13 protein-coding genes and 2 pseudogenes are annotated in these 15,586 nt (G+C 44.7%); 2 read left to right on the top strand and 13 right to left on the bottom strand.

What is annotated here, in order from left to right; genetic code table 11:
* Window positions 1-7 precede the first annotated feature (7 nt).
* The 4 genes from DNHGIG_RS12890 to DNHGIG_RS12875 form a co-directional block, all read right to left on the bottom strand.
* Window positions 8-160, bottom strand: a complete 153-nt coding sequence (locus DNHGIG_RS12890) for a hypothetical protein (protein ID WP_282199963.1) — start codon at window positions 158-160, stop codon at window positions 8-10.
* A 147-nt stretch (window positions 161-307) separates the two neighbouring features.
* Entirely contained in the window at window positions 308-1,540 is a 1,233-nt protein-coding gene (locus DNHGIG_RS12885; protein ID WP_282199962.1) for a CaiB/BaiF CoA transferase family protein, read from the bottom strand.
* 8 nt (window positions 1,541-1,548) lie between these two features.
* Complete coding sequence (locus DNHGIG_RS12880) at window positions 1,549-2,352, bottom strand: enoyl-CoA hydratase/isomerase family protein (RefSeq protein ID WP_282199961.1); 804 nt, start codon at window positions 2,350-2,352, stop codon at window positions 1,549-1,551.
* Between the two features lie 107 nt (window positions 2,353-2,459).
* Window positions 2,460-3,119: a GntR family transcriptional regulator gene (locus DNHGIG_RS12875; protein WP_282199960.1), complete on the bottom strand. Its 660-nt coding sequence runs from the start codon at window positions 3,117-3,119 to the stop codon at window positions 2,460-2,462.
* A 266-nt stretch (window positions 3,120-3,385) separates the two neighbouring features.
* Between DNHGIG_RS12875 and DNHGIG_RS12870 the strand changes: the two genes are divergently transcribed.
* Complete coding sequence (locus DNHGIG_RS12870; protein ID WP_282199959.1) at window positions 3,386-4,336, top strand: carbon-nitrogen hydrolase family protein; 951 nt, start codon at window positions 3,386-3,388, stop codon at window positions 4,334-4,336.
* A gap of 322 nt (window positions 4,337-4,658) precedes the next feature.
* Window positions 4,659-6,314, top strand: coding sequence for a methyl-accepting chemotaxis protein (locus DNHGIG_RS12865; RefSeq protein WP_282199958.1), 1,656 nt, complete (start codon window positions 4,659-4,661; stop codon window positions 6,312-6,314).
* A 194-nt stretch (window positions 6,315-6,508) separates the two neighbouring features.
* On the opposite strand, the pseudogene DNHGIG_RS12860 reads toward DNHGIG_RS12865, so the two are convergent.
* From DNHGIG_RS12860 to hpaD, 9 genes and pseudogenes are all read right to left on the bottom strand, one after another.
* Window positions 6,509-7,510: pseudogene (locus tag DNHGIG_RS12860) on the bottom strand (acyl-CoA dehydrogenase family protein); the annotation flags it as partial.
* Between the two features lie 41 nt (window positions 7,511-7,551).
* Window positions 7,552-8,620, bottom strand: a pseudogene (sfnG, locus tag DNHGIG_RS12855) (dimethylsulfone monooxygenase SfnG).
* A gap of 86 nt (window positions 8,621-8,706) precedes the next feature.
* Entirely contained in the window at window positions 8,707-9,006 is a 300-nt protein-coding gene (locus DNHGIG_RS12850) for an RNA-binding protein (protein WP_282199957.1), read from the bottom strand.
* A gap of 628 nt (window positions 9,007-9,634) precedes the next feature.
* Window positions 9,635-10,390, bottom strand: coding sequence for an ABC transporter ATP-binding protein (locus DNHGIG_RS12845; RefSeq protein WP_282201422.1), 756 nt, complete (start codon window positions 10,388-10,390; stop codon window positions 9,635-9,637).
* Window positions 10,390-11,172, bottom strand: a complete 783-nt coding sequence (locus DNHGIG_RS12840; RefSeq protein WP_282199956.1) for an ABC transporter ATP-binding protein — start codon at window positions 11,170-11,172, stop codon at window positions 10,390-10,392. The genes DNHGIG_RS12845 and DNHGIG_RS12840 overlap by 1 nt, the downstream gene beginning before the upstream one ends.
* Complete coding sequence (locus DNHGIG_RS12835) at window positions 11,172-12,260, bottom strand: branched-chain amino acid ABC transporter permease (protein WP_282199955.1); 1,089 nt, start codon at window positions 12,258-12,260, stop codon at window positions 11,172-11,174. The genes DNHGIG_RS12840 and DNHGIG_RS12835 overlap by 1 nt, the downstream gene beginning before the upstream one ends.
* 12 nt (window positions 12,261-12,272) lie before the next feature.
* Window positions 12,273-13,154 carry a branched-chain amino acid ABC transporter permease gene (locus DNHGIG_RS12830; protein WP_282199954.1) on the bottom strand — a complete coding sequence of 294 codons (882 nt, stop codon included), beginning with the start codon at window positions 13,152-13,154 and terminating at the stop codon, window positions 12,273-12,275.
* Window positions 13,155-13,328: 174 nt separating this feature from the next.
* Window positions 13,329-14,504 carry an ABC transporter substrate-binding protein gene (locus DNHGIG_RS12825; protein ID WP_282199953.1) on the bottom strand — a complete coding sequence of 392 codons (1,176 nt, stop codon included), beginning with the start codon at window positions 14,502-14,504 and terminating at the stop codon, window positions 13,329-13,331.
* 41 nt (window positions 14,505-14,545) lie between these two features.
* A complete protein-coding gene (hpaD, locus tag DNHGIG_RS12820; RefSeq protein WP_282199952.1) occupies window positions 14,546-15,529 on the bottom strand; it encodes a 3,4-dihydroxyphenylacetate 2,3-dioxygenase in 984 nt (327 codons plus the stop codon).
* Window positions 15,530-15,586: the final 57 nt, after the last annotated feature.

Raw genomic sequence — 15,586 nt, 5'->3', positions numbered from 1 at the left:
TCACCATTTACGGGCTTGGCTCTATTTCATCAAAAACCAAACGTGTGACTGGTGTATAATTCCCTTGTACGACCTCCTCCGGTGTTGCATCCTCCTCCAAATTTTCCGAACCTGGCGCGATGTTAGGTTTTAGTTCCCTCTTTTGTTTACGCTCTTCCATCATGTGTACCTCCTGATCATTCGCTCACTTATAGGATGGGCTTTTCCTTCCGTAACCCATACATTTATGATTTCATGATCACCCTGATATAATCAAAAAAGAGGTACCGATCCTCACCGCCAGTTGTTAACCATCCGACGCGTCATGTCAAGAAACGCCTTGATTTGTCTGAGTTACTCTCTCTTGACCGGGAAATGTCCCGTAAGCAACTCCTTTTTCATAAAATTCTGTAATCATCGAATGCGAAAAACCCATTTCACGCAAGATTTCATATGAATGCTGACCTAATAAGGGAGGCGGCGTGATTAACTCTCCCGGTGTCTCTGAGAGTTTAACCGGAACCCCTATCTGCTTAATATCACCCACAGAAGGATGCTGCATGGTAACGATCATGTCCCGTTCAAAGACATGTGGATCTTTATACAGATCCGCGAGTTCATATACCGGTCCTGCCGGAATACCAGCCTGATCAAACAGTTCCACCCAATGTTTGCACGGTTTCGTTTTAAAGATTTCTTCAAGCAAAGGAACTAACTGATCGCGATTTTCCACCCGTTTTGCATTTGTGTCGAAACGAGGATCGTCGACGAGATCAAGTTCCATGACTTTACAGAACGTCTTCCACAAGGAATCATTGCCTACGGCCACATTAAAATACCCATCTTGCGCCGGGAAAACTTGATATGGGCAGATATTGGGATGTGCCCCGCCAAGTGGCTTCGGATTCATACCGGTAGCAAAGTAATTCCCCGCTAGGTACGTCTGCCATGAAATCATCGTATCCAATAACGATGCATCCACCCATTGTCCTTTACCTGTATGATTTCGTGCCAGCAGGGCAAGTAATATACCGATGGTTGCCCACATGCCGGCGCCTACATCCGCTACAGAAAAACCAACTTTGACGGGAGGACGATCGGGCTCTCCAGTAGCAGCCATTAAGCCACCCATTCCCTGAGCAATCACATCATATCCCGGACGTTTCGCGTAAGGCCCCGTCTGACCAAATCCGGAAATAGAAGCAAGGATGATCCGTTCATTTCGCTGTTTTAACACATCATAACCTATACCCAGTTTATCTAATGTCCCGGGGCGGAAATTTTCCACGACGATATCGGCTGTTTTCACCAGATCGAGCAAGATCGCTCTTCCCTCAGACGTTTTCAAATTCAGCACGAGACTCCTCTTGTTCCGATTCACGCTCAGAAAATAACTGCTCTCCGTCTCTATAAAAGGAGGGCCCCAACCACGCGTGTCATCGCCTTGAGGCGGCTCGATTTTGATGACATCGGCTCCCATGTCGGCAAGGATCATCGTGCAAAAAGGTCCGCTTAATATGCGAGTCAAATCGACGACTTTAATTCCCTGTAGCGGTTTCATATGTTCCATTACCTCCGTTTCCAGCGTTTAAATTGGGGAGACCTCTTTTCCAAGAATGCTTTCACCCCTTCAGGAAAATCCCGGCTGTCAACGAAATAGGGAAAACCGCGTTCATTCCACGCAGGAACCGTTGTTTGAACGCATCTGGCAACTGACTCCTTGACGGCTCTGAGAGATGCCTGCGATTGTGACTGTACTTTGTCTGCCAGCTCAACCACTGCACTGTTCAAATCATCGGAGTTCACATAGTAGTTTAAAAGACCAAGTCTATACGCCTCTTCACCAGAATATATACGGCCGGTAAACACTAAATCTTTTGCGCGACTGGGACCAAGCAGATCGACGATTCGCTTGACAAATTTTTGGCTGAGTGTGATGCCAAGGCGTCCGACAGGTATGCCCATTTTTGTTTTCTCACAACCGATGCGAAGATCACACGCCAGTGCCAGTTCAAAGCCGGCCCCCATCGCAAATCCGTTAATCACACCAATTGTAGGAATGGGCAAGCTTTCTACTGCAGATACAGCCTTTTCCATCGTTTCGAAAGCTTCATCAACTTCCTGTAAGGATAACTGACTGAACTCATAAATATCGGATCCGGCTGTAAAAGCGTCGCCTTGTCCGCGAATAACCAGTACATCCGATTGTCCGGAGCGGCTCAAGTGAACCACCATTTCATATAATTGCTGCCACAATTCACGTGTCAGAGCATTGTGTTTTTTCGCTCGATTTAAAGTAATAATAGCCATTCTGCGACTTAACTGCATGCGTATAGAACCATCCATGGGGATACGATGAATGACCACTTGCATCCCTCTCACCTCCGTCGATTGTCGACAATAATAAGATGATTATTGAATATTTTCTAATATCAATATAGCCTGAATTTAGTCGATTGTCGACAATAGTAAAAAACGGGCTAAATCTTTTTTGCACGGTTTAAATTTTTGGCTACACGTGAAAGACTATCAAGATCATGCTGTTTTAATGCAACGAGTGCCTCTTCTTTCTCGCCTTGTAGCAACAAGCTGACAATTTGTTTATGCTCCTGCAGGGATACACGCAGTGTTTCTTCATTCCCTACGGATACTTTCAAGACGAACTGCAAAGGAATTTCTAATTGTTCATACAAATTGGCCAAAATCATATTATCAGCCAACTCAAAAAAGGTACGATGATATTCCAGATTTAATTGAGCATATCTGTTCAAATCTTTATTCGTGACCGCCTGTTCCATTTCATCGATGATTCGCATATATTTACGTTTCCCCTGCTCTGACAGTGGTAACGGCATTTGTTGGATCGCCAGTTCTTCCAAATGGCTGCGTACCTGGTATAATTGAGTAAGTTCTTTGTTAGTATAGCTTTTCACCACTGCACCTTTTCGGGGAATACGTTCCACTAACCCCTGTAAAGTCAGGATATACAATGCTTCTCGAATCGGTGCACGGCTCGTGCCGAATTCTTCAGCCAGCAGTTCTTCTTTCAGCCGGGATCCTGGCTCAAGATTCCCCTCAATAATTTGAGTTGCGATTCGCTCTGCAATTTGTTCCGGTAATGACTGTCCGAATTGCTCCATGGTATCACTCCTCATGTATCGTTATTATACTGGGTGAAACCTTTATTAAACAAGAAAAACTAGTACTTGGGTGGATGTAACTGGCATGTCGTGAATATACCGTGTTTAGGCATCACTTATGATAAATAATTATTTTTTATTTTCATAATTAAATATTCTTATAGAATTTTGACCCATAAATATGATGCAACTGAACCCGCGATAAATTAATATAAATTCTACTATCAATTTTCAAAAAAGCGCAGGGAAAAAATGGGGGAAACGCGATGACTCTTTTACAAAATTCTGTTCGGGTTGCGGTCGTTCAAGCTGCTCCCGTGCTGATGGATCGTGAAGCAACCGTTGAAAAAACGGTTTCCTTGACCGCACAGGCGGCGGAGCAGGGAGCTAAGTTGGTTTTATTTCCTGAAACTTTTATCCCCGCCTATCCCCGTGGCTTAACATTTGGGGTGAAAGTCGGGAGCCGTTCGGAAAGGGGACGGGAGGATTGGTACCGCTATTGGAACAACTCCGTAACCATCCCGGGCCCAACGACAGAGATACTAGGCAAAACCGCCCGCGAGCACAATGTGTATCTGGTAATCGGTGTTACCGAAAGAGATCTCGAGTCGGATACGCTGTATTGCACGGTCTTGTATTTTGGCCCTGATGGCAACCTCCTTGGTAAGCACCGAAAAGTAAAACCAACGGCTCTGGAACGGGTGATTTGGGGGGAAGGGGATGGAAGCACATTACCCGTCATCGATACACCTTTCGGAAAAATTGGTGCATTAATTTGCTGGGAAAATTATATGCCGCTTGCCAGAATGGCCTTGTACAGCCAAGGGGTACGTATCTATTTGGCACCTACAGCGGACTCAAGGGAAGTTTGGCAATCCACGATCCGTCACATCGCCTTGGAAGGCCGGTGTTTTGTCTTGTCCTGTAACCAATTTGTCACTAAGGAGATGTACCCTAAAGACCTTGCTTGTTATGAAGAACTTGAATCGGAACCAGAGATTATGAGCAATGGCGGCAGCGCAATTGTCGGGCCTTTGGGACAATACATTGTCGAACCCGTTTATGGAAGAGAGGAGATTTTGATTGCGGATCTCGAGCTGAGCATGATTCCAAAAAGCCGATTCGATTTCGATGTGAACGGTCATTATTCTCGCCCTGATATTTTTACATTAAAAGTGAATCAACAAAAACAGAAAAACGTATGGTTCACTGACTGAGGAGATAAAATCAAAAAACGGGAAATTCTGTTTTACGGACATAGAGGAAGGGAACGGCTAGCATGTAAAGCGAGCCAAGGCACTATTTCATCATTTAGAGGTAATCTGATTTTGAGCCACTTTCATACCTCCTTGTAGATTGGGTCTGAACAACCTCATTCTGCCGAAGAGGATGAAATGGCTCATTTTTTTGAAGATGAGTCCATTTTTACACAGTATTTAAGACTCAACTCTCTCCTTTTACCTCGCTCGAAAAAAGAAGGAAAATATCGAATATTGATCGAATTAACATTCTCATGATTCATCATAAGGTTGGTGATAGATGATGAAAGAAAAACGCCGTTTGCCCAAACGTTTAGTCGCAAAACAAAAAGCCGTGGTTGAAAGCGTTGCCAACCAGATCGAAGAAGAGTTGAAAAGATATGGCGGACTGACGGAACATGCGAAAGCGGAAATTCGCAACATTATGAATGATAACTTGGATCGATTAGAATATTTTGTATTGGTGCGGGAAGACAGTTATGGGGAAATTCACACCAACCGTCTGAGGGAAGGTATATATTTTAACGACCCATTGGGATTGCAGTGTTCAGCTGTTACGCAAACAACTACATTTTTCTATCTGCGAGATACTGGTGAACATTTGATCGATGTTTCCACACCTGTATATCTTCATGGAAAAAAAGCATTTGTCCTTCGCTCCGGTCAGCTATTGCCTGGGATCAGCCGTCACGTGAAGGTTGGTGTTCCTTTCCTGCTGTTTCAGATCGCAGGGTGCATCGCCAGCTTCTTTCCACAGAATGCGGAACGCGACATACTTACAGGAGTATTCTTTCTCCTCGCTCTGCTGGTCTTTCTCTGGGATCGCATACAGTTTCATTCCACGTACCAATCATGGATCCATTTTCTGCATACCCTTGGCAAAGGAGAACTGGAACACCGTCTTCCTCCACTTTCTCGGGACGAGTTTGGCCAAATGCACTGCGAGCTGAACAAGTTAGCCCTAGGCTTGTCCTCGATTCTGCGTCAGGTACACGCAAGCGTCGAACAGGTGAACGCAGCGGTGCAATCGCTCTACGCCAGTGTGGAACAGACGCGGCAGGCGAACCAGCATATTGTTACGGTGATCGATGAATTGGCGGCCGGTTCAGAGAAGCAGGCCAGCAGTACGGATGAGATCACCACATCGATCCAGGAGATGAACTGCACCGTACAACAGATCGCCAGCAACGCGAAACATGCCTCATCCACCGCCTTACTGGCTTCCGACTTAGCGGTGAAGGGGCGCGAGTCGATCCAACTCACGATTCAACAGATGAGAACCATCCAAGAAAGCGTTTCCGATCTGGCGAACATGGTTCGTCAATTGGGTGAACGTTCTCATTCTATCGGTCAAATCGTTCAGGTGATCACCGACATTGCCGCCCAAACCAACCTGTTAGCCCTCAATGCTGCCATTGAAGCGGCCCGGGCTGGAGAGCAAGGGAAGGGCTTTGCCATCGTAGCGGATGAAGTGAGAAAACTGGCAGAACAGGCCGAGAACTCTACCAAACAGATCATTGATATCATTTCTACGATTCAAAGGGACACCGAATCGGCCATCTCTACGACCGGAATCACCATCAAAGAGGTATCGGCTGGCATGCAAACGGTTCATATCGCGGAGGAATCCTTTTCCAAGATACAAAACTCCGTGCAAGCTGTTGCAGATCAGTTCGCCGATGTTTCCATCGCTGTTCAACAAATGGCCACTGGGACGGAACAGGTCTCGCAGAGCATGAATCTTATCGCGGAAGTCGTTGCCAACACAGCATCCATAACCCAATCGATTTCGGCGGATACGGAAGAACATGTTTCCGCGTTGGATGAAATTACATCCGCTTTTTCGACCCTCACGCACATGGCGGAAAACCTGCAGACGCTCGTTGCCCGGTTTCATGTCGAAACTCCTGCTGACAATTCGAACCGTCTTTCGTAAATTTCTTTATAGAAAATTTGTTTGTAAAAGATTGACCTACGAAAGGAAGTATTTCTGTAACAAAATAAGCTTCATTTTGAATAAAGAAAAGTACCTCCCTGTTAACATACCGGGTGTCCGTTGTTTATGTGGCCCCTTGATTACAGAGGAGGTACTGATTGTATTATGTTTTTATCAAGACAATAAATGGGTGCCTATTCTCCGCCTTCATACCATAACTCTAAAGGCAATCCAACCAATGATTTTCCGATCCATTCACGTGCAATATTATTGGAAGGTCCCATGGCGATACCTGCTCGAGCATCTCTGTATAGACGTTCAAATATCCCACGTTTATATCCAGATCCACCGCTTACGTCCAGAGCTACCCGTGCTGCTTTATTCGCTACCTCAGCAGCGTGAATTTTAAACTCTACAAGCGGAAGCAACAATTCCACTTGAGGTCGACCCTCTTCTTGAAGAGTATCTAGCTGTTGCGCCAAACGAATTTGCCAAGGCTTCAGACTTTCGATTAAAACCTTCACTTCAGCTTATTGTTGACGAATGACTTGATAATCCGCCAACCGTTTATTGAAATCTCGATGAATGGTGCCTTTGGCATACTGTGTTGCCGCTTCAAGGGCTGCCTCCGCTACCCCGAGCCAGGTGGATCCTAATCCAATTAAGTAGATGGGCGACACACCGTTTTCCAAAATTTCCTTCCCTTGGCCTTCCTCACCCAATTGATCCCGAGAATGCACTCTAACGTTTTCATAACGGATGGGACCGCTATGATTTCCCCTTACACCGAGTGCATCCCATACTCCCGGCGTTATCCCGGAAAGTTTTCCGTCAATGATGAAGAAGCTAATATCCGTTGGTTTTTGAGCTCCAGGCGACTTAGTTTGAAAAACATATAAATCTGCCTGCCCTACGCTTGTGGTGAACGACTTTTTAGCGTTCAGAATATACTCCTCGCCATGACGTGCTGCCTCGCTGAAGTTATACCTCCAGTGACCCCCGGTAGCTTTCTCACTTGTAGAGTATGTGCCGATCAAACCTTGTCGGACCGGTTTGAGCCAACGTTCTTTCTGATCTTCATTGCCATAGAGAGCAATCGTTTGTACGGCACCCACATGCATTACGTAAACCAGTGAGGTTGAAGCGCATCCTTTCGCGATTTCTTCGGCGGCAATCGCAAATGCAACATGACCCAAACAAATGTAAACTCATTTGAATTTTCCCCCTATGATCATCCTTAAACCGTCACGACAAGCGATTCTTTTTGACGTACAAGTGGAATCACTTTTTCGCCGAATGATTTTAAATCTTCATCATAATGCAAAAATCCTGTTAATATGAGATCAACGCCAATTTTTTTCAGCTCAATGATTCGATCCGCCACCTGCTCCGCCGTACCAATCAATCCTGTTTTAAACCCATCATTATATTGGACCAAATCCTCGAATTTCGAATTGGCCCACATTCCCTCCCGTTCCGGAGAAGCTTTGCCTGCAAAACGAACTTGTGATCGAAAACCTTCAACTGCTTCGGCATCGGCATGGTCGATAATATCACGAAGCACTTGTTTCGCTTCTTCTTCTGTAGCCCTCACAATGACAAATGCATTGACGCCAAACTTTAACTCTCGTCCTTCTTTCGCGGATAATGCTTTTATTTCATCAATCTGTGCTTTCAACCCATCGATGGTGTTTCCGTTCATGAAGTACCAATCGGACACCCTCGCCGCCATTTGTCTCGCCGCCTTGGAATTACCGCCTTGAAAGATAGGGGGCTGGGAAATGGGTTTTGGCTTGAGTGGTGCTCCGTTTATCCGATAGAAATCCCACCCGAAAATTCGTTTCTTCATTCGTCCACATTTCTCTAAGTACTCTAATAAATTCCTCTGAACGGCGATACCGTTCATCGTGATCCAACCATGGTTCCCCATATCCGTGAAACTCCCCTTTAAACCAACCGCTGACGATATTTACCGCCGCTCTTCCCTGGCTGATGTGATCAAGCGTTGAAATGATCTTTGCGACAACTCCCGGGTGCCATAAACCGGGCAAGATCGCGGCAATGAGATTCAGCTTTTTTGTTACGCTTGCCAAAGCAGCCGCCAGGGTGATCGCCTCCAATTGATTTTCCGCACCATAACTGGTAATAAAGCGGGTCTGTAACAAGGCGTATTCAAAGCCGACCTGTTCGGCGATCTGAGCATACATCGCATTCGCTTCAAAAGACCAGTCCGTTTTTTGAGGAATTTTGGAGATGACCAATCCTCCGCTTACATTCGGAACCCAATACGCAAACTTTAAAGCCATGTTTCACTCACCTCATTCAATTTATTTATAAGTAGAGTTTTCACTCGCGCTGTCCAAATACTAAGAGGCGCCCTTGGCTGACCGGTTCAAGACGGCTTCCTGAAATAGAAACCGAGTAAGTGTAGCCATGAGAAGTCCTTTCCCAAATTTAATTTTTTACCGTTATCATCATGAGGATTTGATTGTTGCACTTGAGCCAAAAAAGAGATAATCGTCATACGACGAGTAACAATATCTTTCAACCCGAGATTGAAAAGTCGTTCATCAATCGTATTGTAAATGCCTTTGTTTACCCCGTATTGACGCAGACACCAAGAAGCGAATTGATAGTCCGGCTGATGTACTACATCTTGATTAACAAAAGTCACGGTTTCCTTTACGGACATAAACTCTCCTTCCCTCCATAAAAAGGGAAGAATGAGAATTATTTTTTATGGATCATCCTTTTTGCCGCAACATATCAAGTTATGTTTTCAAAACTATAGCCATTGTCATTCACTCCTTTTTGTACAAGCTATAAAAAAAGGTACCTAACTGCGTTTCAACCTGCAGTTAGATACCTTCAGTTGACTGATCGGTATATCAAAAATGAAAAAGCACAATTGCACTTGTTCGCCTTCCGGTTTTTACGGAGGACAAATACCGAAATTCCTATAGTATTAATTTAATTTGATCATATCACATAACTAGACCCAAGTAAATAGATCGAGGGCTGTTCCTTGAAAACTAGTGCTTGGGTGGGTGTATCGCTTTACGCTTGGGGTCGATGAAGGTCCAGCGGGCATATGCTTTGCGCTCATGCTCCGTGAAGGTCGTCTCGCATGAATAGTTATCTTTGTTGCGAGACGACCTTCAAAGTCGCTATTATACGCGCAAAGCATATGCCCTTTTAACGGTTTAAAGGAAGCGGAACGACCTTCAACTCACCTCTGCGCTGCAAAGCGATACAACCCACACAAAAGATACTCCGTTGCATTAGGTAGCTTAAATCTCTCTTCCCGCACAAGAATCTTTTCATCCTCTAATGGTGCCGCTTGCGGCATGGGTGACTTCCTTGCTTTTACCGAGATAGGCATTACGAACAGCCGGGTTACGCATGACTTCCTCGGCGGTTCCAGATATCACGATCTCTCCCCGTTCAAACACACAAGCATAATCGGCGATTCGAAGTGCAGCCTTAACATTTTGTTCAACAAGAATAATCGTAGTCCCAAATTCCCTTTTTAAATGCTTGAAGATTTCCATAATATCTTTGACAATCAGTGGTGCCAGACCAAGTGATGGCTCATCGAGCATCATTAATTTGGGATTTGCCATCAATCCTCTGCCGATGGCCAACATCTGTTGCTCTCCTCCGCTTAAGAGGCCTCCGGGACGGTCAAGCATCGTCTTAAGCTTAGGAAACAGTTCGAGGATTTTCTCGTAATCCTTCTGCACTTGTTTCTTTTCTCTTCTAAAGCGATGATAGGAACCTAATAATAGATTATCTCTTACCGAAAGTGAATCAAAAATTTGTCTTCGTTCCGGAACAAGACATACCCCTCGCGCTACCACTTTTTCGACTGGAAGAACGGAAATGTCCTCCCCTGCCAACAAAATCTTACCTTCTTTCGGTTTATAGATACCCGCAATCGTTCCCAACAGCGTACTTTTCCCCGCTCCATTGGATCCGACGATGGCCAAAATCTCTCCTTTATTCAAAGAAAATGTGACACCTTTGAGTGCGTGTAAAAAACCGTGGTATGTGTGCAAGTTCGAGACCTCGAGCATCACATGACCACCTCCTCATCTCCCAAATAGGCAGCGATAACCCGTGGATTTTGATAAATTTCTTGCGGCGAACCTTCCGCAATCTTTTTGCCAAAGTCCAAAACGATAATGTTATCGGCAATCGACATCACTGTTTCCATATCGTGTTCTACAAACAGGAACGTCATGCCCCGTTTACGCATGTTAAGAATGATATCGACCAGTTCTCTCGATTCCTGTGGATTTAACCCTGCCATGGGTTCATCCAATAATATGAGTTTGGGCTCAGAGGCGGCAGCGCGTGCGATTTCTAGCAATCGTTGACTTCCATAAGGCAAGGTTGCCGCATTTTCGTAAGCCAATTCTAACAGACCGACTTCCTTTAACAGCTCTCTCGCTTTTTGCATGACAGCTTCTTCTTCTTTTCGAACCGAAGGAAATCGTAAAGCAGCCTTCAAAAAACCGGTTTTCATACGCACATGTGCGCCCGTCATCACATTCTCAATGACACTCATATTCTTGAAAATTTGAAGGTTCTGGAAAGTTCTTGTGATACCAATTTCCGCAATTTCGCACGGTCTTTTTCCTGTTATTTCAATCCCTTGAAAATGTACGGTTCCTGACGTTGGAGGTAAAACAGCCGTGATCATATTAAAAAGAGTTGTCTTCCCCGCTCCGTTGGGCCCGATAACAGCAACGATTTGTCCAGGAAAGACTTCAAATGATACATCATGAACCGCGACTATTCCACCAAAGCTTTTCGTAAGGTGGGAGACTGTCAATACTGGTTTTTTCTTGCCCATCATTGCCCACCTCCCGCAGCTTGTGCGGGGATTTCCTTTTTCTCCCGCTGATCGCCCTCAGTAACCGTTTTCTTGTAAGAGTCGTTATCCCTTCCCCTCATCCTTCGAATCATCCCATTCCATAGCTTTTCGAATCCTGGGGCTAACCCTTGTGGCATATAAATCAGCAAGATAACCAGCAGAATACCAAAGAAAACGATTTGTACTTGATCACTTGCTTGAGTGAAGAGAAGAGGCATCACTTCTTTTAACACTTCCCCCAGTAGCACAAAGAGTAAACTTCCCACCAATCCTCCCCAAATGGTTCCGCTCCCGCCGACGACAGACATAATCAGGAAATTGATCGATGTTGTCGGATCAAACAACATGGGGTTAATAAATGATATATAGTGAGCGTAAATACTTCCTGCTATCGATGCATACATTGCGCTCATGATGAAAACCTGCAGTTTATACTTCCTGATATCCACTCCGATCGCATCTGAGGCAATTTCGCTCCCGTGAATCGAACGAAGCGCCCGACCTACTCGTGATTGAATCACATTTCGTGCCAGCAATATACCTAACAAAGCAAGAATCCATATGAGGTAATAGTACTTAAAATCCGTGTCAAATTCATAGCCGAACAGATTTAGAGAAGGGATGCCGGAAACTCCCTCCAGACCACCAGTTACACTTTTCAATTGCTTGAACAGGATAAAGACAATGACACCGAATCCTAATGTGGCTAGAGCCAAATAGTGACCTGTTAATTTTAGAGTGGGTATTCCTACAATGTAAGCGATGAGTACAGCGAACAGAGTGCCGACTAGAATTCCTACGATTCCTGGATAACCAAGTTTCACGGTGATGAAAGAGGAAGCATAAGCGCCAATCCCATAAAAAGCCGCATGACCAAGAGAAATTTGACCCGCATAACCCATGAGCATCGTTAATCCAGTACAGATCAGGGTATATAATCCAATCATGATCAATGTACTTGTCACATACGTAGAAGGAATCAATATCGGTATCAGAAAAACGATGATCGCGAAAAATATGATCCCTTTTACGCTACGATTGTAAATTTTTTGTACTTCTCCTCTCATAGGAGTCACCCTCTACACCCGTTTTCCTGATATTTTCGCAAAAATTCCATTGGGAAGAAAAAATAGAACCAGTAAGAGCACTGCGAAGCTGATCGCATCTTTGTATCCACTCGTCCATAGACCTTCTGTAAAAGATTCCAAAATGCCAATGATCATTGCCCCGGCAATAGCGGCAGGTGCATTGGATAAACCTCCAATAACAGCGGCAATAAAAGCCTTCATTCCTAACATTAATCCCATATTGTAAGAAGCTCCGGATATCGGCGCAATGATGATCCCCCCGACGGCCCCAAGTGCAGCACTTATACTAATAGAAATCAATGACATTTTTTCCGGTTGTATTCCCATCAATCGGGACGCGAAGCCATTGATCACGCAAGCAGTGACGGCTTTTCCCGTGAAGGTTTTCTCAAAGAAGAGATACATGAGTAACAAGCTCAAAAAAGAAACGCCGATCGCCCATAAACTCTGTGGTTGAATGACGGCCCCCAGGATGTTCAATGCTCCTCCTTCCGTGAAGGGCGATAAAGATCGAGGTTCCGTTCCCCAAATCAGCAAAGCGATTCCACGTAGGGCAATCGAAACACCGATTGTGATAATAATCAGTGTAGGTACGGAAGAATGACGGGCGGGATAAATGGTGACACGTTCGAAAAGCGCACCGATAATAAATACAAAGAGAACACTGATCCATACCGCTAAGATTTTGGAAAGACCCAGGGAAACCATGGAAATACAGATCATTGCACCCAACATGGCAAATTCGCCTTGTGCAAAATTCAAAACTCCCGTAATGTTATATGTGATCACAAAGCCAATGGCAATTAACGCGTAGATACTTCCGATGGTTAACCCAGAGAATATGAGTTGAACGAATTGACTCAGGTGTTCCATTTTTTACACCCCTCTTGACTTCGCCTTTTTCACAGTGCAGATTCTTGTCCGTTGGAAGGATTATCGTCTCGGGAATGAACGTATCGGCAAAACCGAAAAAAGTTTTCCGGCGGGAGAACGGAATTCCCGCCGAACTTTTCCCTCTGATTGCACCGCTTCAAGCGTTGTGCATGTCTACTCTTTCAATGTCCATTTTCCGTTCTTGATTTCTACAATCGCTAACGCATCCGCGTTCAATCCATTGTGGTCTTGCTGTGAGATGTTGAAAATCCCACTGATCCCTGTAAAGTCTTTCGTATTGGTTTCGAGAGCATCACGTATCTTGGCAGGATTATCTCCCGCAGATTTGATGGCAGTGATCAAGATTTCGTAAGCGTCCCAAGCATGACCGCCAAAAGTGCTTGGAGGATAATGATACTTGTCTTGAAACTGCTTTGCATAATTCCCAAGAATTTTCTTTTGTTTGTTGTCATCGGGTAGCTGATCAGCAACCAGAAGACGACCTGCGGGCAAAATCACTCCATTCGCAGCGTCTCCGGCCAACTCTATGAATTTCGGGCTCGCGATCCCGTGTGATTCGATGATCGGCACCGTGATCCCTAATTCACGGACATTTTTTGTGACAACGGACGATTCCTGTGTCGTCCCCCAAATCACAATGGCTTGCGGATTCGCATTTTTCACGCGGGTTAGCATTGGTTTCGCATCATTTACTGTAGCTTCAAATGATTCCGAAATTACCGTCTCAATACCCGCTTGTTTGGCTAACGCGTCAAATTCTTCTTTTCCGCTGGAACCATAGGAATTGTCGACGCCTAACCAGGCGACTTTCGTAAGTTGATGGTCTTTCAAGTATTTAATGACTCGAGGAACGACAACATCATCACCCTGTGCGGTTTTAAAAACGTATTTTTTGGTAGGTTTATTAATATTCTTGCTAGCTGCAACCGAGATGAACGGAATCTTGGATTTTTCCGCGAGAGGAATCATGGCCAGTGAGTTACCCGATGTGGTGCCCCCGATGACAGCAACCACTTGATCTTGCTCGATCAATTTTTTCATATCAAGTACGGCTTCGTTTTGATCGGATTTGTCGTCATATGCGATCAGTTCGATTTTACGTCCATTGATGCCACCTTCTGCATTGGTTTGATCAACCATCATCTTTAACGTATCCATCTCCGGCTTGCCGAGTGAAGAAGCACCTCCTGATGCAGAGAAAACAGCACCGATTTTAATCGGCTTATCACCCGATGGAGCAGACACTGATTGTGAACTGTTATTTCCGCACGCTGTTACAAAGGAAGCCATAAATACACTGATTAAAAGAAGAGGAATTTTCTTGTTCATTGGAGACCCCCATATTGATTAAAAATGAATATTACAAAAATTCATATGACAAACTCAGGTTTCCTTCTTTGTAAGGTTGGATTTTGAATGGATACTTCTTCTCCCGTATCTATATCTAAAAACGGTGTGGCTTCATCAAACCAACTATCGGGTGCCTTATGCCCCCAGAAAGTTTGTCGTCTTGGATCATCGAGATCCCAGCGAATCGGCTTAAAATCGGGATCACTAGTTAAATAGTCTCCCGTATAAAGTTCAACACGATTACCATCTGGATCCCTCACATACAAGAAGAATGCGTTGGAGAGTCCATGACGACCAGGTCCCCTTTCTATCGCACTTGCATATCCGACTGATGCTAAAACATCACAGGCGTGAATAATGCTTAAGGGTTCTGATAACCAGAAGCCAATATGATGAAGTCTGGGGCCATCACCGTTCATAAATGCTTGATCATGTACTGTCTGTTTCCGATGAAGCCAGGCTGCCCATATCCTTTCATCTTCAGTTGCGGTATACTCGGAACAAGCAAATCCTAATTCATTTACATAAAAATTGTATGCTTTTTCCACGTCGGGAACCATGCAGTTCACATGATCGATGCGTTGAATTTTAGCCCCTCTGTACATTTCATATCTTTGGAGCATTCTTTCGACCGTCTCCATTTCACAGAAAAACTCCAAAGGAATCCCGGATATATCATGAACTCGCAATGTTCGTCCTAAAGCCTTCTGTCCCCCCTTTTCCATCCATTTTGTTTTCATTCCTCTTGACTGGAAAAGCTTCTCAAGTGTATCTAAATGACTCTCTTCACGTACTTTATATCCGATTGCATGAACCCCCGGTTTTTCCGCTTTTTTTAATACCAAGCTGTGATGACAATGTTCTTCCAATCCACGAAGGTACATGTGCTCATGATCGCTCTCTGTCTCGACAAATCCTAAAGCGTTCACGTAAAAATCTCTGGATCTGTCCAGATCTTTAACATTCATGACCACTCTGGCAACACGAATAATTGAGAAATCCATGATACCTCCCCCTCTATGAATCATTCGTTGGCTGGGCCAGAATCGCACTTCAATCCC

Origin of the sequence: Collibacillus ludicampi (genome assembly GCF_023705585.1) — a bacterium.
GTDB classification, from domain to species: Bacteria; Bacillota; Bacilli; order Tumebacillales; family BOQE01; genus Collibacillus; species Collibacillus ludicampi.
The sequence above is the reverse complement of the archived record's forward strand: the minus strand, read 5'-3'. Positions and strand labels throughout refer to the sequence as shown.